Genomic DNA, 18,853 nt, shown 5'->3' on the forward strand with positions numbered 1-18,853 from the left:
GTTAAGCATTGTTTTATTTCTATATTAATTATATCAAAAATAAACATAACTAAACAGACTTGTAATAAAAACCCATAAAAATTAATATATGGTTATACAGTATTTTAACTGTATAATGATTTTAAGAATTCCCCTTAAAATCAACTTACTCACATACCTTTATACAGCAATTGTTCCCCAATTCTGTATATCAAAAAAACCTTTCATTCATTTGAAAGGTCTTTTTGAGCCTGCACATATTCTTCTTTCGTATTTACATTTATAAACCAATCCGCATTCGCTTGTACATCTTCTCCAGAAACATACTTCACATTACATTGTGATAAAAGCTGCCCCATACTTCTTTTTTCTTCCTGAAGTAAAGCATAAATCTTTTCTTTCACGCGGTTATGATACGCCGCAAGTAGCGGTTGTTTTCTTCCATTAATAATAGGTACAACCGCATCATATTCATTGTTCGTTTGCTCTAGTAAAATGGTAAACCATTCATGCGACACGTTTGGTGCATCGCAAGGCATAATAGCGTACCAATCTGCTTCTATGTATTCCATTCCTGATACAATGCCGGCCAGCGGTCCATTCCCTTTATAGTGCGGAATGTCTTCTATAACAGGTACTTGTACGAATTGCTCTACTCGCTCTTTTATATCAGTATGGCTAATTACTACAATGTCTTGCAAAGTATTTCCCATCACTTTCACAATATGCTCAACAAAAGTAGTTTCCTTCCAAATTGCTAACGCTTTCGGCTCACCGAATCTACTCGACATACCACCTGCTAATACAATTCCAGCATACTTACTCATTGGCGATGCAGCTCAAATGTAATATGACCTAATTCCGGTAAAATTAATTTATTCATCGCAAGGCGAACCGCTCCGCTAGACCCTGGCATTGAGAAGACTACTTTGCGCCCAATTGTACCACCAATCGCTCTACTTAACATTGCGCTGCTTCCGATATCTTCTAAATAACTAATCATACGGAACAGCTCACCAAATCCAACAATTTCTTTATCTAATAACGCTGATACTGCTTCAATTGTGACATCGCGTTTCGTAATACCAGTACCGCCATTTGTTAATACAACATCTACATCTTCCTTATGATAACCAGCTAACACTGCTTGCTGAATACTTTCTTTATCATCTTTTACAATTTCATAAGAAGTTACTTTATGTCCCGCTTCTTTTAACAATTCATGTAATAGTTGTCCGCTCTTATCTGTTTCTTCCGTACGTGTATCGGAAATCGTAACAATCTTGCAACGCACTTCTTTTGGAGCTTGTTTTTTATGTTCAGTTACACTCATTTTTTATCTTTCCTTTCTTAAAAACTTTTCTTCATTTTATCATACATATCTTTACACAATTATGTATGAAGCCAATAATGCGCCATGATACAATATAAGTATACTAACCCATAAAAAGGAAAGTTCCCTTTCTTATACTCCTAGACTACACTTCTTTAGCTACTCTTTATATTTTCTACATAATAGAATTCAATTTTAAAACTTGTACTAAAAAATAAATTGGAGGTCTACCTATTATGGAACTTTATAAAAAATTAACAACAACATTTATCCTCTTATTCATCGCTTCAATCACTATCGGCTTTTCCTTAAAAGGCGCAATTCCATACGCTACATTAGTAAGTATTATATTCGCGACACTATTTTTACTAAGTAGTGCCTTTTGCGCAGGTAAAGCACGTCAAATGAAAGGTTGATTACATATGTTCCAGAAGAAATCAATCCTTTGTAAATCATGTGAAAAGGAAATACAAAAGGAGGACTTACATTGTTTGAATCAAACCGTATCCAGTTACGAAAGTTTTCCGAAGATGATATTCTAACATATTATAAATGGCATAATGATATAGACGTTATGAGTTCAACTACGCTCACTCTTGATAAATATTCCCTTCAAGACACAGAAAAACTTTGCCAGCAATTTATTCATTCTTCGGACTCTAAGAGCTATATCATTGAAGAAAAATCTACGCATCTTTCAATTGGTATTACTTCTTTAATTCATATTGATTCGTATAACCGAAACGCTGAATGTATTATTGATATTGGTAACAAGGATTACTGGGGGCAAGGTTATGGGAAGGAAGCTTTCACCTTATTATTGGATTATGCAATTTTAGAATTAAATTTACATCGCCTTTCTTTACGAGTATTTTCTTTTAACGATAGAGCAATTAAATTATATAAATCACTCGGTTTTCAACATGAAGGAACTTGTAAAGAAGCTATATTCCGCAATGGCAATTGGCATGACATTGAACTCTTCGCTTTATTCCAACGTAATTATAAATAAAAAAAGCTTTGCGCTCACCGCGCAAAGCTTTTTTTCATATATTATAGACCAGCTTGCTCTTTTAAAGCTGCTGCTTTGTCTGTACGTTCCCATGATAGATCTACATCAGTACGTCCGAAGTGGCCGTAAGCTGCTGTTTGTTTGTAAATTGGGCGACGTAAGTCTAGCATTTTAATAATACCAGCTGGGCGAAGATCGAAGTTGTTACGAACTAGCTCTACTAGTACGTCTTCAGATACTTTACCAGTGCCGAATGTATCAACTGAAATTGATACTGGTTGTGCTACACCGATTGCGTATGCAAGTTGTACTTCTGCTTTTTCAGCAAGACCAGCTGCTACGATGTTTTTCGCAACATAACGAGCTGCATATGCTGCAGAACGGTCAACTTTCGTTGCATCTTTACCAGAGAATGCACCGCCACCATGGCGAGCGTATCCACCGTAAGTATCAACGATGATTTTACGTCCTGTTAAACCAGCATCACCTTGTGGTCCACCAATTACGAAGCGGCCAGTTGGATTAATGAAGAATTTCGTTTCTCCATCCATTAATTCTGCTGGTACTACAGCTTTAATTACGTGCTCTTTTAAGTCGCGATCGATTTCTTCCCATGTAACATCTGGGTGATGTTGTGTAGAAATTACGATAGTATCAACACGTACTGGTTTACCATTTTCATCATACTCAACTGTAACTTGCGTTTTTCCATCCGGACGTAAGTATGATAATGTATCATCTTTACGTACTTCAGTTAAACGGCGAGCTAATTTGTGAGCAAGCGAGATTGGAAGTGGCATTAACTCTTGTGTTTCATTACATGCGAAACCAAACATTAAACCTTGGTCTCCTGCACCAATTGCCTCAATCTCAGCGTCAGTCATTTGACCTTCGCGTGCTTCTAGCGCTTGGTCAACACCCATAGCGATGTCAGCAGATTGCTCATCGATAGATGTTAAAACTGCACAAGTTTCTGCATCGAATCCGTATTTTGCGCGTGTGTAACCAATGCCTTGAATTGTTTCACGAACGATTTTTGGAATATCTACGTAAGTAGAAGTCGTAATTTCCCCCGCTACCAATACTAAACCAGTTGTTACAGTTGTTTCACAAGCTACACGTGCATTTGCGTCTTTTGATAAGATCGCATCTAAAATTGAATCAGAAATTTGGTCACAAATTTTATCTGGATGTCCTTCAGTTACAGACTCAGATGTGAACAGATGACGTTTTTTTGTCATGTGGTAAACCTCCCTACAGTAATTGTATATATTGTACGGAACTCATCCTTAATTTGCCACAAACTGCGACATACATTTATTCTCCCACACAAGCATACAGAAAAACCTTTCCTACTTTACATAGAGGAAAGGTTTAATTTGCTACTTGCATACTGCTTTTTGCCCTTCGCTCTTATCGTTCGAGACCTGTAGCCTCGCACAGGTTTTAGCACCTATTCACCTGTATTTACCACTACAAGTGAGGTTGCTGGGCTTCATCGGGCCTGTCCCTCCGCCAGCTCGGGATAAGAGAGTATCCGTCCCAACCTATACTAAAGAAATGATATTCATTTGTCAATTAATATTCACATTTTCCTGAAAGTTTTTCTCAATACGCCTGAAATGAAATATTAATAGGGAAATAATGCATTCACACAAACAAAAAGAAATAAATAGTATACATTATTTATATAATTGTGTTATACTCTTGTTGGGGATTACGAGAAATATTTCATTAAATGAAAAGGATGGTATATAAATATGAGTACTGTGAATGTCCAAATTGGTTTACACGAATTATTGAACGGAAGCAATGCACAGATTCAACTAAGTGTTCCGCAATTAGTGGAAAAAGTATTAATGCGAAATGAAGGGAAATTAACTTCGACTGGTGCCGTTTCTGCTTCAACTGGAAAATATACAGGACGTTCTCCTAAAGATAAATTTATTGTGAAAGAAGCATCGGTTGCTGACAAAATTGCTTGGGGAGCTGTGAACCAACCGATTTCTGAAGAACATTTTAATAAATTATATACTAAAGTTTTAGAATACTTAAAAGAAAAAGAAGAGTTATTCGTCTTCAAAGGATTTGCAGGCGCTGACCGCAATTACCGCCTACCAATTCAAGTTATTAACGAATATGCATGGCACAATTTATTTGTACATCAATTATTCATTCGTCCAACTGAAGAAGAATTAACAACTCATGAATCAGAGTTCACAATTGTTTCTGCACCGAATTTCAAAGCTGATCCAGCTGTTGACGGTACAAACTCTGAAGCATTCATTATGGTTTCATTCGAAAAACGTATCGTACTAATTGGTGGTACAGAATACGCTGGAGAAATGAAAAAATCAATCTTCTCTATTATGAACTTCTTATTACCTGAACAAGATATTCTTTCTATGCATTGCTCTGCAAACGTAGGTGAAGAAGGCGACGTAGCACTATTCTTCGGTTTATCTGGAACAGGTAAAACAACATTATCTGCTGATCCAAACCGTAAACTAATCGGTGATGATGAGCACGGTTGGTCTGATAACGGTGTATTCAATATTGAAGGCGGTTGCTACGCGAAATGTGTAAACCTTTCTCACGAGAAAGAACCACAAATTTTCGATGCAATCACATTTGGATCTGTTTTAGAAAACGTTATCATTAATGACCAAACACGTATCGCCGACTACAACGATACTACTTTAACAGAAAATACTCGTGCTGCATACCCTATGCATGCGATCGACAATATCGTACTGCCAAGTGTTGCTGGACACCCAAATACAATTATTTTCTTAACTGCTGATGCATCTGGCGTATTGCCTCCAATCAGTAAGTTATCAAAAGAGCAAGCTATGTATCATTTCTTAAGTGGTTACACTAGTAAACTAGCAGGAACAGAGCGCGGCGTTACTTCTCCGCAAGCTACATTCTCAACTTGCTTCGGTTCACCATTCTTACCACTTGATGCATCTCGCTACGCTGAAATGCTTGGTGAAAAAATCGAGAAACACGATGCGAAAGTATTCTTAGTAAACACTGGCTGGACTGGTGGCGAATACGGCGTTGGTAAACGTATGAACTTAGGTTACACTCGTGCAATGATTCAAGCTGCATTAAACGGTGAACTTGCAAAAACTGAAACAGCTAAACATGATATCTTCGGTCTTGAAGTTCCACTTCACGTACCAGGTGTACCTGACGAAGTGTTAATGCCTGAACAAACTTGGGCTGATAAAGCTGCTTACAAAGCAAAAGCAATCGAACTTGCAAATGAATTCAAAGCTAACTTCAAAAAGTTCGACAGCGTATCTGAAGACATTATTAACTTAGGCGGTCCAATCGCTTAAATTAAAACTTTCTGTTGGAATAACCCTTTACTCATATGAATAAGTGTCGTGTAACCGTAAAGTTTCGCGTACTCACCGACAAAACCCAATGCGGCTTAACGGTTACACACACTTACATAAAAAAGAAGCTTACGTGAAAACGTAAGCTTCTTTCTATATCTTATATAAAGTGAAACGCTAATCTCTTCATCTGTGACCTAGATTATAAAATTACAGCTTCGAATATATACATTATATCCCTACTCACTACATCTCTCGGGTTTCACATCGTATGGGGCTAAAAAAGGCCCTGACCGCTTCTATTCGTGACTGGATCATCTATTCCATCTAAAAAGAAGTCTTTTATCTTTTTAGCTCTTTGTTAGTTCTTTCTCATCTTTCATGCTATAGTAACCTAAATTCACAACGATTAAGAAATACCCACCCATAATCCCTACTGCAAACGCCCACATAACCATGTGGTGCTCAATTTCGTACATAATAATAGCACCCAAAATGGCAGCTGCAAAACGGTTAAACATACCGAGTGTCGGTGCTTTCGTTTTCTTTACAATACTATCTCCAAGCTTCTCAATTCTTCTGCCTAAAAGCCAAACGCAATACATACTTACAATAAGCCCAATTCCAGCGCCTAAAAAGTGTGCTGAAAACGGTGTTAACATCCAACCTAGTAACAAAATACCTAGTATATAATACGATTGGATTTTAAATGATCTTAGTGACATACTAATCATGCTGTACCTCTCTTCATTCGTTCTTATCTATCCAACAAAAAATTTCTTTCAAATTCATATTCCTTACATTCATTTCATTCAAATTAAAAACAACATAAACAGTATGTTTATGTTGTTTAAATGTTTTTAGAAAATAATATTATACAAGATTTCAAACATCATATTCTCATATTTTGTGACGGTTTTTCAAACTTTTTTCGTCCATTTATGAAAAAAATGATATCAATCTATGAACATACGGATATGATGTAATAAGCACACAAATAAAGGGGGCGTCTAATGATTTATTTTTTAATGGCTCTCATTCACCTCATTATCCCTGCACTTATTGGACTTTCATTGTATTGGTACACGAAAAATCATAGCATTTTTTACGCTGTCCTCGGTGTTCTTCTTCCAGGTATTATTCTTATTACACTCTTCCGTATTCCATTTTTAAACTTAATTCCACTTATTACTGCTATCTTGTTTCTCATCTTCTTACCAAAAATAAAAAAATAGGAAAGCAGATCATAGGTGATCTGTTTTCCTATTTTGATATAGGTTCCTCTGCAATAGAATGAACTTTTACTTTCTCCGATTTCACAAACCATAGACCGACAAAAATGATAATTCCACCGATGATTTGTTGAAACGATACATATTCATTTGCCCAGACAGCTGCAAATAGAACCGCTACAAGCGGCGTTATATACATATATACCATCGTATGTGACGCCCCAATTTTTTGAACACCAACATACCATATTACTAGACCAAATACTGTTACAAAGAAAATAGAATATAGTAAAGCAAATAGTGTCATTCCGTGAGTAATGTAAAATGGCATGACAAACACATGTGGACCACTTAACAATAATAGCGGAATCGCACCCACTAATGCAGACCATGCAGTAACACGTAATGCTGAATATTTTTTAATTAATGGTCCTGCTAAAACAGGATAAAGCCCCCAGCATATTGATGTAATAAGTCCAATTCCATTGCCATAAAAAGAACTAGTAAGTGAATGTCCTGCTACTAAAACTAAGGCTGCACCAACAAAGGCAGTCATAGAACCGATTAACTTTCGAGAAGAAAACTTTTCTTGTTTCAAGAAAATCGCAAATGCAGTTGTAAAAATAGGTGAAATAGAAATGAGTAAAGAGGCATTTGTAGCGGATGTATATTTGACAGTTTCCATAAATAACGTTTGATACAGTACAATACCTACAACGCTAACGATAATTAATCTAGGTATATCCGTTCGCTCCATATAAACCGACTTTTCAATACAAAAGGTAAGGAGTAACAGAAGCGGTGCCGCCGCCATCATACGAAGTACAGTAAACTCAATTGCTGTAAATTCTAAAAGTCCATACTTCGCAATTGTATAGTTAATCCCCCAAATAATAACAACACTTAAAATTAATAACTCAATTCCCCATCTTCTCATGCGTATCCCCTCCGCAAAGAAGATTATACAGAAAATTCAATCACATGTACATTTCATTATGTGAAAAAATCTTTTTATTATATGAAACGTTTTGGTAAATGAAATTATATCGGCGATTTTCTGAATATATCGGCGCAACTCCATTTATATCGGCGATTTCCCAAATATATCAGCGCAACTCCATTTATATCAGCGATTTTTTCAATATATCGACTTATCGACAATAATAGCGACTTATAAAATAAAAAAGGTGAGTCCAAAATACATTTTGGACTCACCTTTACTATACTCGAACGTGTAATTTCATATTTGGATTATAAAACTGGCTTGGGCTCTTCAACTGAAAAGTTCCTCCACCTTCATGCCAATCAACCGTTAACTTATCGTCCATAAATACAAGCTTTGTACGATCAGCGATAAAATTCATTGTGCTTGATTCAATATCCACATCGCGCTCATCTTTCTCTGCTACAGCTACTAAATCGATGATTCCGCTCATAACACAACCGCAACCTTCATTATCATAAAATAACTTTATATATTTCGCTTCACTTGGAATCGTATCCATAATCTTTTTATATGCTGCTTCTGTTACAGTAACGTACATATGTTAATCTTCATCCTCTCTTCTCTTATCATTCATATATTGTATCACCATTTTTCTTAAAAGTTATATACAGAAAATTAAGACTAATATACAATGTATGTGATAAAGTTTCAGCAATCGAGCTTTTATGAGTAGTTCATGCAGGAGAAAGGATGTTTACTATCTGTGTTCAAACTACAACGATATCCCATGTTATTAGGTGTATTTAGTAGTTTCTTCATTTCTAGCGGAATGCTATTACAGCATGTACTTCCCTATTCTCCTTCTATTAGCTGGATTCTAGGTTTTATTTGTTTCCTATCCGCTTCTTATTTTGCTACGAAGAATACAAACAACTCATAAAGCAAGAATCATCTTAAGGAGGATTATCAAACATGCCAGCCTTAAAAAAAATAGAGCAATCACTCGATCACTTATTCCAAATTGAAAAATACGGAAAAGATAGTGCCTTTAGTCGATTTATCCCAGCCGTATATGATCCTATCAAATTTCCTTGGCAACAATTTTTCGAAGCAAATTTTGTAGATTTATTTAACGGCCTTATGATGCACGGATCTGAAAATGTAAACAAAGTATTTTTAGCTGTATTCCCTACAGATGACGTTCTTGAAACATTCATTTCACAATCCACACCCGGTGATTTACTCTTTATGCATCATCCCCTTGTAATGGAGTGCGGTGATCCGCTTGGAAGATCAGGCCGCGGTTTCTTACCAATTCCTGAAAAATATTTGCAAGGAATAAAAGAAAAACAACTTTCTATATATACATGTCACGTACCAATGGATTTTCATCAAACACATGGAACGAGTATTTCAATTGCAAAAGCATTAAACGCTACTGTAGTGGACGACTTTGCATATGGAGGTCCAGAACAAGAACCAGTTGGCCTTATTTGTGAAATAGATGAAACATCAACAGAAGCACTCCAAAAACATCTAAAACAACTCTTCCAGATTCCTTACACAGACTTCGAAGGTAAACGACATGATTCCATCAAAAAAATCGCAATTATCGCTGGATGTGGCGATGTCGTATCTTTAATGAAGGAAGCAGAAGAAAAAGGTGCTGAAGCATATATTACAGGAGAAATCCATTGCCATATCGATAATGATTACGGCAGACATAAATACTCGCTCATTATGGATTATGTAAAAGAAACGAATATGTCTCTGATTGGTGTGTCACACTCTGCCTCTGAATATTTAGTGAAAGAGACATTGATGTATGATTGGTTTAAAGAGAATTTTGATGTGGATGTTATTTTACTTCCTCAGGAAAAATGGTGGCTCTAACACTACTTAATTCTCCTCCCGCTATCTTTTGAAATCTAGACACAAAAGACGATCTGCCACACAAAATTATAGAATTCATAATATGTATATATATTAGTTCTATTTTAAAAACTAGATTTTGAAAATATAGAAAGGAGAACATATATGTACCCACGTAATTTTTTTAGTTGCGATGGCAGACGCAACAGCGGTTCTAACGGAAATACTGGACCCACGGGGAACACCGGACCTACGGGGAACACTGGACCCACGGGGAACACTGGACCCACGGGGAACACCGGACCCACGGGGAACACCGGACCCACGGGGAACACCGGACCCACGGGGAACACTGGACCCACGGGGAACACCGGACCTACGGGTAATGCTGGACCTTCCGGAGCTGGTTTCCAAAGTACTACCACCTTTAGTCTAGCAGCGGCTCCCAACTATAAAAAAGGACAAGTTGTCACTTATACGGGCAGTGGCTATGTTGTAAAAAAAGATGCACCTCAAGGGTTTCCTAATATATCTCCAGATTATATCGTATTAGTAGAAAGTGGACCTACCGGTAGTACCGGGCCTACCGGCATCACTGGGCCTACGGGGAACACTGGACCTACGGGCATTACTGGACCTACGGGATCTGCCGATAGTGCTTCAGCAAAAAGTATTGTTTTTCAAGGAACAAATGCTGGTTTTCAACGTATAGCGGGTTCTCCTGGAATTGACTCCAATGTTATTCCATATGTCACTGCTGGAGCCGGTAGTATTGTCGGCTTTTCTGCGTCTATAAATATAAATAATTTACCTGCTGCTATTTATACGATTAATATTTGCAGAAATGTCCCAACAAACCTCACAACCCCTTCTTCTAGCTACATCCTATCTACTATTACCTTAACTACTACTGACAAAATTACCGGAACTATGGTATTTTCCATTAAACCAACGGATAGCGGAGCAGGACAAATTCAAGTATTTAATCCTACTCCGGCAGTAGGTCCCGCTACTGTAACTTGGACTAGTATTACAACTGGAAACCCAGTTGCAAGAGGAGATGCTATATCCCTTTATATTACCCCTGGAATTACTGCAAGTGCTGTATATTCTATTTTTCTAATTACCGATATATAGCAATTCATTTCATAAAAAAAGACCCGAGATTCGGGTCAACAAATAGAAATATAAATGAACTACAACAAATAACAGACAAAGCCATTATATATTTTTCATAGTAAAACATCCATTATTTTCTTTTTACACTATCAATATATTATTTTTCGTTATCGTCCTCTTTTTTAGAACGTCTACCTAAGAAGAACACAAAAACATCACTTCCAAATAAGTGATGTTTTTTGTAGTTAATGCAGTGGTAACATAACTTCAACCGTCGTTCCAACCCCAACTTCACTTTCAAAACTTATTTTACCGTTGTGGTCTTTAATAATTTTTTCTGTAACTACTAAACCTAGACCAGTTCCTGTTTCTTTCGTTGTATAAAAGGCTTCATTTAACTTTGGAATTTTATCTTTCGGAATGCCGCATCCCTCATCTTTCACTTGAACGATGATTCCATCTTTTACAGTAACTTTAATCGTAATTGTTCCGCCAACTGACATTGCTTCAATTGCATTTTTGATTAAATTAAAAAAGACCTGTTTTAATCGTTTTTCATCACATGTAATTGATGGTAAGTCTTTACTGTAAATACCTTGTATGTAAACTCCTTGTTTTAAAGCTGGCTTTTCCATAACTCGAATAACATAAGAAATAATTTCTTGTATGTTATGAGTTTCTGATTCTAGTGATTTAGATTTCTCAAATCCACTAAGTTCTGTAGCAATTATATGAATCCGATCTACTTCTTGTTTCATAATATCACTATAAATTTTATCCTCTGGATGCTTGTCTGCTTGTTTATTCACAAGTTTTTTTAAGTTTGCTAAAGGTCTTCTAATCTTATAACCAATAACCGTTGCCATCTTTCCAACAGCTGCTAGTTTTTCTGTCTGTTTTATTTCTTTGTCCATCATCTCAAGCGTACGAACGTAAGACTGAACCCTTAAAAATATAATCCAACATATGATAGTAAATACGCTATATAATGCCATTGGGATTAAAACGAGAGAAGATTGAATAATGATTCCTGTAAGAGCATACTTTCCGATAAGTATCGCTGGAACTAACCAGAAATATCTTTTATTCACAAAGATTGGTGCAAACAAAATAAAAAATCCTTCTACTATATTTCCACCGTCAAATTCTGCATCGCTACCATAATAAATCATAATGTTATGGATACAATCTAATACATTATAGCCAATTAGAATAATATACTTTACCGCAAAAGCATTCTTCCATTTCATAAAGTATATTCCAATGCAAAACAATACCACCATCAAAAAGTAAAGCCATAAACCTAAACCATCTTCAAACTCTCCTACACCTTCTTGCTCTCCACCGATTAACGGTACGATAAATTCATAGGCAAGATCATATACGAAAAATATAATAAAAAATAAACTTGAAAATGCTTTCAGCGCCTTTATTTCTTCATTTTTAAATATATAGCCTTTATTCATATGGTAACTCCTAGCTTTTCTTCCACTTGGATTTCAGTATTTCCACACTTCCTTGGGAGAATGATGTCTATTCTCGTTCCAGTATCTTTTTCACTTGAAATATGCAACTCACCAAGGTGCTCGGCGACAATTCGATTCGCTACCGTCAGTCCCAGACCAATTTTATCTTGTTTCGTTGTATAAAAGGCCTCTGTAACACGGGGTAAGTTTTCTTGCTTAATACCATGACCATTATCGATCACACTGATCATTACATATTCTTTCCCTTTATTTTCTAATTGTAAATGTAATATACCACCTTGTCCCATTGCCTCTAAAGCATTTTTTATCGTATATAAAAAGACTCCTCTTATTTTTCGTTCATCACATTCAACTTCTATTGTTTTTTCTTCCACATTAGAAATAAACTGAATGTTTAATTCATCTATTTTTTCACGAAGACTTGTTATTACTTGTAATACAATTTTTCCTACATCATGTTTCTTATAAATAGAAGGTTTGCATGTAGCAACTTCCATTAACTCACTTATCATATTATTCATATTTTCTATTTCAAAAATCATACGTTTATAAATAGGATCCTCTTCATGCTTCTCTCGTTGTAATTGCGTAAATCCTTTTAATGAAGCAAGTGGATTTTTAATTTCATGTCCAACCGTCGCTGCCATTTTTCCGATTACTGCTAATTTCTGTGATTCACTAGCAATCGCAATACTTTCCTTTACAGCTGAAAGATATTGTAAAAATCGGTTTAAAATGATATATGCAGCTATTAACATAAGTGTATACATAATAAGGAACATAAATGCTTTTACTTCCTCTAATACAAATAAATAAATTAAATATTTTCCTACAATAGAGGAAAGTAACAACACATAGAATTTTTTATTTAAAAATATAGGTACAAAGAAAATGAGAATAATTTCTATTATATTTGTCGCATCAAACGCCGCCTTATTATAAAAAACATACGAAAATATATTAGCGAGTTCTATCCCTATGTATGCAAATATCCATGCATATTTAACAAGATTTGCCTTCTCTTTTTTCATTAAATATATATTCACGCACAGTATTGCTACTCCGCAAATAACTTGCCATATTATGTTGTATCCCTTATCCATTATTGATTTATCTTCTAATACGATTGCATAGAAAATTTGATATACAATAACAATGACATATAACACCCATAAAAGGATTTTTGCATTTCTTTCTTCTTCTTTATATGATAGAAAACTTTCTTTCACTTCAACACCCCTTCAAAATAATATCTCGAAGAATACCATTTATTATAATAAATGATTTTCATAGACAAACAAAGATAAATCGAACATTTGAGGAAAATCATGCCAACTATGCAATATCTTCATGCTATATACAAGCATAAAAAACATAAACAATAATACGTATATTATGGGAGGTGTTTTTTATGGATGGCAAAAAAAATAAAAAGACCGAACAACTCCAATCTTTTACGCACGAAAATGAAGGAAAGGAGATGACAACAAATACAGGTGGTAAAATTTCAAGCAATGAAAACTCTTTAACTGCCAGTGATCGTTTCAGAACGATTAGGTAGTGCAGGGAACGCCAAATGGACAGTGGGAAGTAAATGATACTTTCTTAACAGGCTCACCACTCCTTTATGATGGATTACTTCTTATCGGCGGAGAGATGGATGATCATTTTCTTAACAAAGCAAGTTCATTTGTCGTAGAATCATATAATCACTTTAAGCCGATTGGCTCCTTCCAAAACGGCTCTTCTATTATTCAATCTTTAAATATCGAAGGAAAGCCTGGTGTTCTAATAGAACAAGACCCTACGAGGCTAGCAAATGAATTTATTAAAGCTATGACAAAACAACGCTTTTGGGATAGAGCATATTCATAAAATAGGGGGACATTTATGTTTGTTACTGTCGAGAAAGATGTGCATATTTTTGTGCAAGACGTTAATCCTGGTCCAGGTAGTAAGACTGTTTTCTTCGTTCACGGATGGCCTTTAAATCATCAAATGTACCAATATCAACTCAATGTTTTACCTGAGCATGGCTTTCGCTGTATCGCCATGGATATACGAGGGAATGGACAATCTGATAAGCCATGGACTGGTTACACGTATGATCGATTAGCCGATGATATCGCAATTGTTCTGGAAGCACTTCAAGTAGAGAACGCTACATTAGTCGGTTTCTCAGTTGGTGGTGCTCTTTCTATTCGCTATATGTCTCGCTATAATGGGCGCCGCATTTCTAAGCTCGCATTAATTGACGCTGTCTCCCCCTCTTTCGTTAAAAATCAAGAGTCCCCTTACGGTGTACCGAAAGAACAAGCAGATGCTCTCATTAATCAAATGTATGCTAATTTACCAAAATTTTTAAATGATGTATCTTTATCCTTTTTTAATAGAAACTTAGGGGCTGCAACCCTTGAATGGTTTTCTTATCTCGGTATGCAGTCCGCTTCTTATGCCCTTATAAAAATTTTACAAGCAGCTGCAAATGAAGATGTAACGAAAGATTTAAATAAAATTAACGTCCCAACAAAAATCTTCCACGGCGTTCACGACCAACTAATTCCTTACAAAAGTGCTGAGCTTACGCAACAACGAATTAAAAATTCTCAGTTACATGCTCTTACAAATAGTGGTCATGGTTCACCAATCGATCAAGCGGATGAATTAAATAAAGAACTGATAAAATTTTTACATGCATAACAACTACAATACAAGAACGAAAGTTAATATAATCGTTTTTTCACAAAACATAAAATTCACATATTTCTCACAAATACACAAATTAAACGATTACATTTTCATATATACTAAATGTACAGGTAATACTCCCTAAACCCAGCTTGTCTGGTTCCCCCGTTAAATACTATGAAAAAAGAACTTGTATCGTTATACAAGTTCTTTTTGTTTCTTTTATTTAAAGAGGATATCTTTACTATATTGATTTCCAACGAGTAAATCATATTGAAGCATTTTATATTGCTCTAACATTTCTTTTTGTTTCTTTGTTAAATTATTGATTACTTCTCCATTTTTATCAACTTTTAATTCATCTCTAAGCACTGGTATTTCCTTGTAAAGTTCCGATAAAAATTGATAAAATAAGGATTTATTTAATCCTGCATAATCAAAAATAAGATTAGAAAAATGAATTGGGCTTACTAAACCTAAATTATCATTTGGCATATCAAAGTTTGCATACATTAATAACGGAGTTTGCGCCATCGCTAAACGTTCGCTCGGTGTTTTTTCATTCGTTATATACCCATTTTCTTTATAAAAAGATTTATTTGTTCCTAATGATGGAAGATGATCTCCAAAGAATACTAATAATGTAGGTCTATCTAAATTATCTAGTTGCTCTATTAAATATTGAAGGGCCTCATCTGAACGTCTTAATCCTTCTGTATACGTCTCTAATTCTCCCTTTGATTCTTCATTTTCTAGACCGCTAATTTCTATTAGGTTTTCACCAAATCGGCCTTCTGTAAATGGAAAATGATTTTGCATCGTAACTGCATGAATAAATGTTGGCTGTTTTTGTTCCTCTAACTCAGCAATTATCTCTTTACTCATCGCTAAATCACTAATATAATCTCCATCAATATCCACATTTTTCATCGTGTCCTCTGCATTAAACTTATCAAATCCTAACACCTTATATACATCGTCACGTTTAAAGAATGTGCGACCAAATGAATGAATTGCACTTGTATAATAACCTTCTTTTTTCAACGCCGTAGGGATTGATGGAATTTCTTTCTTATTTGTAATAACCTGCTGATATGGTATAGAACCTGGCTTTAACAAACTCATTGAATAACTTGTTAATGCCTCAAATTCAACGTTCGCCGTATTTCCCCCAAATGTAGGAGAAATAGTTTGTCCACCAGGAAAGTTTTCTATATAATGATGTAAATTGGGTACAGGATCTTCACTAAAAGAAAGGTTAGTTACTTTCGTCGGATCCCAAAACGATTCACTCATTACAAAAATAATATTCGGTTTCTCTTTTTTCTTTTGGCTCCCTATATTTCCACTATATTGTTTTTTTATATCGTTTGCTATTTGAAGCATATTTTCTTTAGAATAATTTTTTGGTTTTTCCATAACTGTTGTATCTAAATTGCTAATAAACCCAAGTACAAAACCATTTGAAGCATAGTTCTCATTTTGATTCCACAAAACAAAATCTACACCTGATTTTTGAAATACTTTATTCATAAATGTATTCGCAAAATTACCGTACGCATATAGAACAAAAATAGATCCTACTACTAATAAGGCTCTTATTCCTAGATGAATCTTTACATTTTGAATATACCTTCTCATATATATCCCTGCTACAATACAAGCTACGATACTTAAGATAATGACAAAAATATAACTCCAACTAAAATAGTCCATCACCATCGGTATAACAGATTGCATATGCGTAATTTGTGTAAAATCAGAAGGATATAACGGATCACCTCTGAAAATAAGCTTCAAATAATTCACAATACATAAAATGACTAACGTACAGCTCGTTAAAACCATACTTAGAAAAACCTTACCTATTAAATTATATACAAGAATATATATTGCATAAATTACTACAAAACTTAATATAAACTGCATATTATAAAAGTAAATCCAATTCATTGCCTCTATGAAACTCATATTAACTTGCATGACAATATAAAATAACGCTACTGTATGAGCTAGCAAAAATAATATAAAATGCACTCGTAGGGATGCTCTAAGTATAGACATCTCTTTTTTATTGAAATGCGTAATATAAAACGTTATGCCCCATATGAAAATCATCATAACACTTAAAACAAGCTTTTGATTTAAATGATCTTTCATCATGTCTAAATTGAAAACCTTTAAAATCATAAACAGCATAGTTATTACTAATAAAGTCACCATACTACTTATAATGCTAGAAATTAATATATTTCTTTTTGGAAGATGAAAAAGTGTAGAACCATACTTCAATTCATTCCCTCGTTTCTATGTCTTAATTTCCCCCGCATCGAAAGAACTATTTCTATTAAAATAACATATATTACATATTTCGTCTGCATACTTGTTTCTATCATAAATGTATTGTCTTAATATTCCCTTAATCAACAGTTAAATTGTGGCATACAAATTACTCATTCTTGAAAAACTTAATTTCAGCATTCCACTTTATGATATAATAACTATGTTTTGGAAATCCTTAATACTATTAAAGATTTCACATAAAAATACGAAAGAATTAATAAAAAAGGAGTTGCTCATTTTTGCTTACTAAGTTTAAGAGTTTGCCTAAAGCGGTATATGTAATTTTGGCGCTTTCTTTCCTGTTGCACGTTTTTTGTTTAGTAAAACAGCCAGGATTAGATGGAGAGTTAGTCAAAGTAACATATGGTGCAAATGATGCCTTTAACTATTCGTTAACAGCTGAACAACTATTAAAACATGGTGTATTTGGTTATGTGTATTTAGAACCTAGTGAAGTTCCAGGAAAAAATGCATATATTACACCAGGTCAGCCATTACTATTAGCTGGCGCTATGATTATTTCTGATATTACATCAATTCCTTACTATTACGTAGCAACTGTTATTAACATGATCATGAACCTTTGCACAGTGCTATTAGTATTCTTAATAGGAAAAGAATTGTTCGAAAAAAACATTTATGGAATTGTTGCAAGTATTTTATATGCTATTTATCCAAGTAACTATACATACTTCCGTACATTGCTAACAGAAGTTCCATCCATATTCTTATTGGCGTTATGTGTATATGTATTTGTTCTCGCATGGAAATACAATAAAGTGAAATTCCATATATGGTTTGGAATTGTCGTTTCAATTTTACTTATGTTCCGTCCAAATCCAGCTCCAATGATGCTCATTCCTGTTCTTGTTGTGTTATTTACATATGGATTTAAAGACTCCATTCGAATCGGATTGTTATGGTTTATCGGACCTTTCTTTATTATTGGCGCATGGGTTGTTCGTAACTACTTAGCACTCAACCAATTTATTTTATTCTCAACCCAAGGTGCAGATCCACTAATTGCCGGTGCAGATCCATTTAATAAAATTGGATATGAAAATATAGTAAATGAAATGAGAGCTAAAGGCTTAGATGACAAAGGTGCATACGCAAAAGAATTAATCAAGAACGGATTTAAGACGGACTTCACTTATTGGTTCTCTTGGTTCACTGTCGGTAAAACAATTGAATTATTCAAAACAGCTCCTGCTGTAGACCAATACCGTATTCACAACTTTATGCAACTATGTCATAGAGTGTTTATCATCGGTACATTCTTGAGCAGCTTCTGCTTCATGCTAAATTCATTTAAACATAAACGCGTTATGATGCTAGTAGCAAGTTCTATTATTTACATTATCTTCTCAAACTTATTCTTAGCAATTAATCGCTATGGATTTTTCATTAATCCTCTTATGTGCTTAATTCTTGCATACGGATTAATTCACATTGTGCAGAAACTTCCATTCTTCCGCACTAACCAAGCATAATA

General features: G+C 34.8%; 17 protein-coding genes, 1 pseudogene and 1 riboswitch. Of the genes and pseudogenes, 9 read left to right on the top strand and 9 right to left on the bottom strand.

Annotation, left to right across the window (positions count from 1 at the left end; all coding sequences use genetic code 11):
• Positions 1 to 203: 203 nt before the first annotated feature.
• Together GD442_RS23360 and GD442_RS23365 are read right to left on the bottom strand one after the other, a co-directional pair.
• Positions 204 to 806, bottom strand: coding sequence for a molybdenum cofactor guanylyltransferase (locus GD442_RS23360; RefSeq protein WP_000049593.1), 603 nt, complete (start codon positions 804 to 806; stop codon positions 204 to 206).
• Positions 803 to 1,312 (bottom strand): MogA/MoaB family molybdenum cofactor biosynthesis protein, encoded by a 510-nt coding sequence (locus tag GD442_RS23365; protein WP_000117124.1) that lies wholly within the window; start codon positions 1,310 to 1,312, stop codon positions 803 to 805. Before GD442_RS23365 ends, GD442_RS23360 begins: the two co-directional genes overlap by 4 nt.
• 236 nt (positions 1,313 to 1,548) lie before the next feature.
• Between GD442_RS23365 and GD442_RS23370 the strand changes: the two genes are divergently transcribed.
• Together GD442_RS23370 and GD442_RS23375 are read left to right on the top strand one after the other, a co-directional pair.
• Positions 1,549 to 1,728 carry a hypothetical protein gene (locus GD442_RS23370; RefSeq protein ID WP_086401160.1) on the top strand — a complete coding sequence of 60 codons (180 nt, stop codon included), beginning with the start codon at positions 1,549 to 1,551 and terminating at the stop codon, positions 1,726 to 1,728.
• Positions 1,729 to 1,799: 71 nt separating this feature from the next.
• A complete protein-coding gene (locus tag GD442_RS23375) occupies positions 1,800 to 2,324 on the top strand; it encodes a GNAT family N-acetyltransferase (RefSeq protein WP_159365212.1) in 525 nt (174 codons plus the stop codon).
• 41 nt (positions 2,325 to 2,365) lie between these two features.
• Here GD442_RS23375 and metK read toward each other — a convergent pair whose 3' ends face one another.
• Positions 2,366 to 3,565 carry a methionine adenosyltransferase gene (metK, locus tag GD442_RS23380; RefSeq protein ID WP_000163123.1) on the bottom strand — a complete coding sequence of 400 codons (1,200 nt, stop codon included), beginning with the start codon at positions 3,563 to 3,565 and terminating at the stop codon, positions 2,366 to 2,368.
• A 169-nt stretch (positions 3,566 to 3,734) separates the two neighbouring features.
• Positions 3,735 to 3,856, bottom strand: a riboswitch (SAM riboswitch).
• Positions 3,857 to 4,084: 228 nt separating this feature from the next.
• Here metK and pckA point away from each other — a divergent pair.
• Complete coding sequence (pckA, locus tag GD442_RS23385) at positions 4,085 to 5,671, top strand: phosphoenolpyruvate carboxykinase (ATP) (protein ID WP_000108802.1); 1,587 nt, start codon at positions 4,085 to 4,087, stop codon at positions 5,669 to 5,671.
• A gap of 350 nt (positions 5,672 to 6,021) precedes the next feature.
• Here pckA and GD442_RS23390 read toward each other — a convergent pair whose 3' ends face one another.
• Positions 6,022 to 6,405 carry an ATP synthase subunit I gene (locus tag GD442_RS23390; protein WP_000624926.1) on the bottom strand — a complete coding sequence of 128 codons (384 nt, stop codon included), beginning with the start codon at positions 6,403 to 6,405 and terminating at the stop codon, positions 6,022 to 6,024.
• Between the two features lie 279 nt (positions 6,406 to 6,684).
• Between GD442_RS23390 and GD442_RS23395 the strand changes: the two genes are divergently transcribed.
• Complete coding sequence (locus GD442_RS23395) at positions 6,685 to 6,906, top strand: hypothetical protein (protein WP_000639042.1); 222 nt, start codon at positions 6,685 to 6,687, stop codon at positions 6,904 to 6,906.
• Positions 6,907 to 6,934: 28 nt separating this feature from the next.
• On the opposite strand, the gene GD442_RS23400 is transcribed toward GD442_RS23395, so the two are convergent.
• Together GD442_RS23400 and GD442_RS23405 are read right to left on the bottom strand one after the other, a co-directional pair.
• Positions 6,935 to 7,840: a DMT family transporter gene (locus tag GD442_RS23400; RefSeq protein WP_086401159.1), complete on the bottom strand. Its 906-nt coding sequence runs from the start codon at positions 7,838 to 7,840 to the stop codon at positions 6,935 to 6,937.
• 283 nt (positions 7,841 to 8,123) lie between these two features.
• Positions 8,124 to 8,447, bottom strand: coding sequence for an iron-sulfur cluster biosynthesis family protein (locus GD442_RS23405; protein ID WP_000289570.1), 324 nt, complete (start codon positions 8,445 to 8,447; stop codon positions 8,124 to 8,126).
• 374 nt (positions 8,448 to 8,821) lie between these two features.
• Here GD442_RS23405 and GD442_RS23415 point away from each other — a divergent pair, with 374 nt between their 5' ends.
• Together GD442_RS23415 and GD442_RS23420 are read left to right on the top strand one after the other, a co-directional pair.
• On the top strand, positions 8,822 to 9,742 hold the full coding sequence (locus GD442_RS23415; RefSeq protein WP_001111125.1) for a Nif3-like dinuclear metal center hexameric protein: 921 nt from the start codon (positions 8,822 to 8,824) through the stop codon (positions 9,740 to 9,742).
• 144 nt (positions 9,743 to 9,886) lie between these two features.
• Positions 9,887 to 10,858, top strand: coding sequence for a collagen-like domain-containing protein (locus GD442_RS23420; protein WP_086401158.1), 972 nt, complete (start codon positions 9,887 to 9,889; stop codon positions 10,856 to 10,858).
• A 227-nt stretch (positions 10,859 to 11,085) separates the two neighbouring features.
• Here GD442_RS23420 and GD442_RS23425 read toward each other — a convergent pair whose 3' ends face one another.
• The gene (locus GD442_RS23425; protein WP_159365213.1) at positions 11,086 to 12,306 is read right to left on the bottom strand and encodes an ATP-binding protein; all 1,221 of its coding nucleotides are present in this window, start codon (positions 12,304 to 12,306) and stop codon (positions 11,086 to 11,088) included.
• The gene (locus GD442_RS23430) at positions 12,303 to 13,556 is read right to left on the bottom strand and encodes an ATP-binding protein (RefSeq protein WP_000664892.1); all 1,254 of its coding nucleotides are present in this window, start codon (positions 13,554 to 13,556) and stop codon (positions 12,303 to 12,305) included. The genes GD442_RS23425 and GD442_RS23430 overlap by 4 nt, the downstream gene beginning before the upstream one ends.
• Before the next feature lie 303 nt (positions 13,557 to 13,859).
• Between GD442_RS23430 and GD442_RS23440 the strand changes: the two are divergent.
• Together GD442_RS23440 and GD442_RS23445 are read left to right on the top strand one after the other, a co-directional pair.
• Positions 13,860 to 14,202 (top strand): annotated as a pseudogene (locus GD442_RS23440) (catalase); the annotation flags it as partial.
• Between the two features lie 15 nt (positions 14,203 to 14,217).
• A complete protein-coding gene (locus GD442_RS23445) occupies positions 14,218 to 15,027 on the top strand; it encodes an alpha/beta fold hydrolase (RefSeq protein ID WP_000498278.1) in 810 nt (269 codons plus the stop codon).
• 210 nt (positions 15,028 to 15,237) lie between these two features.
• Here the strand turns inward: GD442_RS23445 and GD442_RS23450 are convergent, their stop codons facing one another.
• On the bottom strand, positions 15,238 to 17,307 hold the full coding sequence (locus GD442_RS23450) for an LTA synthase family protein (protein ID WP_086407814.1): 2,070 nt from the start codon (positions 17,305 to 17,307) through the stop codon (positions 15,238 to 15,240).
• A gap of 290 nt (positions 17,308 to 17,597) precedes the next feature.
• On the opposite strand from GD442_RS23450, the gene GD442_RS23455 reads away from it, so the two are divergent.
• Positions 17,598 to 18,851, top strand: coding sequence for a glycosyltransferase family 39 protein (locus tag GD442_RS23455; RefSeq protein WP_000956221.1), 1,254 nt, complete (start codon positions 17,598 to 17,600; stop codon positions 18,849 to 18,851).
• Positions 18,852 to 18,853 lie beyond the last annotated feature (2 nt).

The sequence above is a fragment of the Bacillus sp. A260 genome (assembly GCF_009861435.1).
GTDB classification, from domain to species: Bacteria; Bacillota; Bacilli; order Bacillales; family Bacillaceae_G; genus Bacillus_A; species Bacillus_A cereus.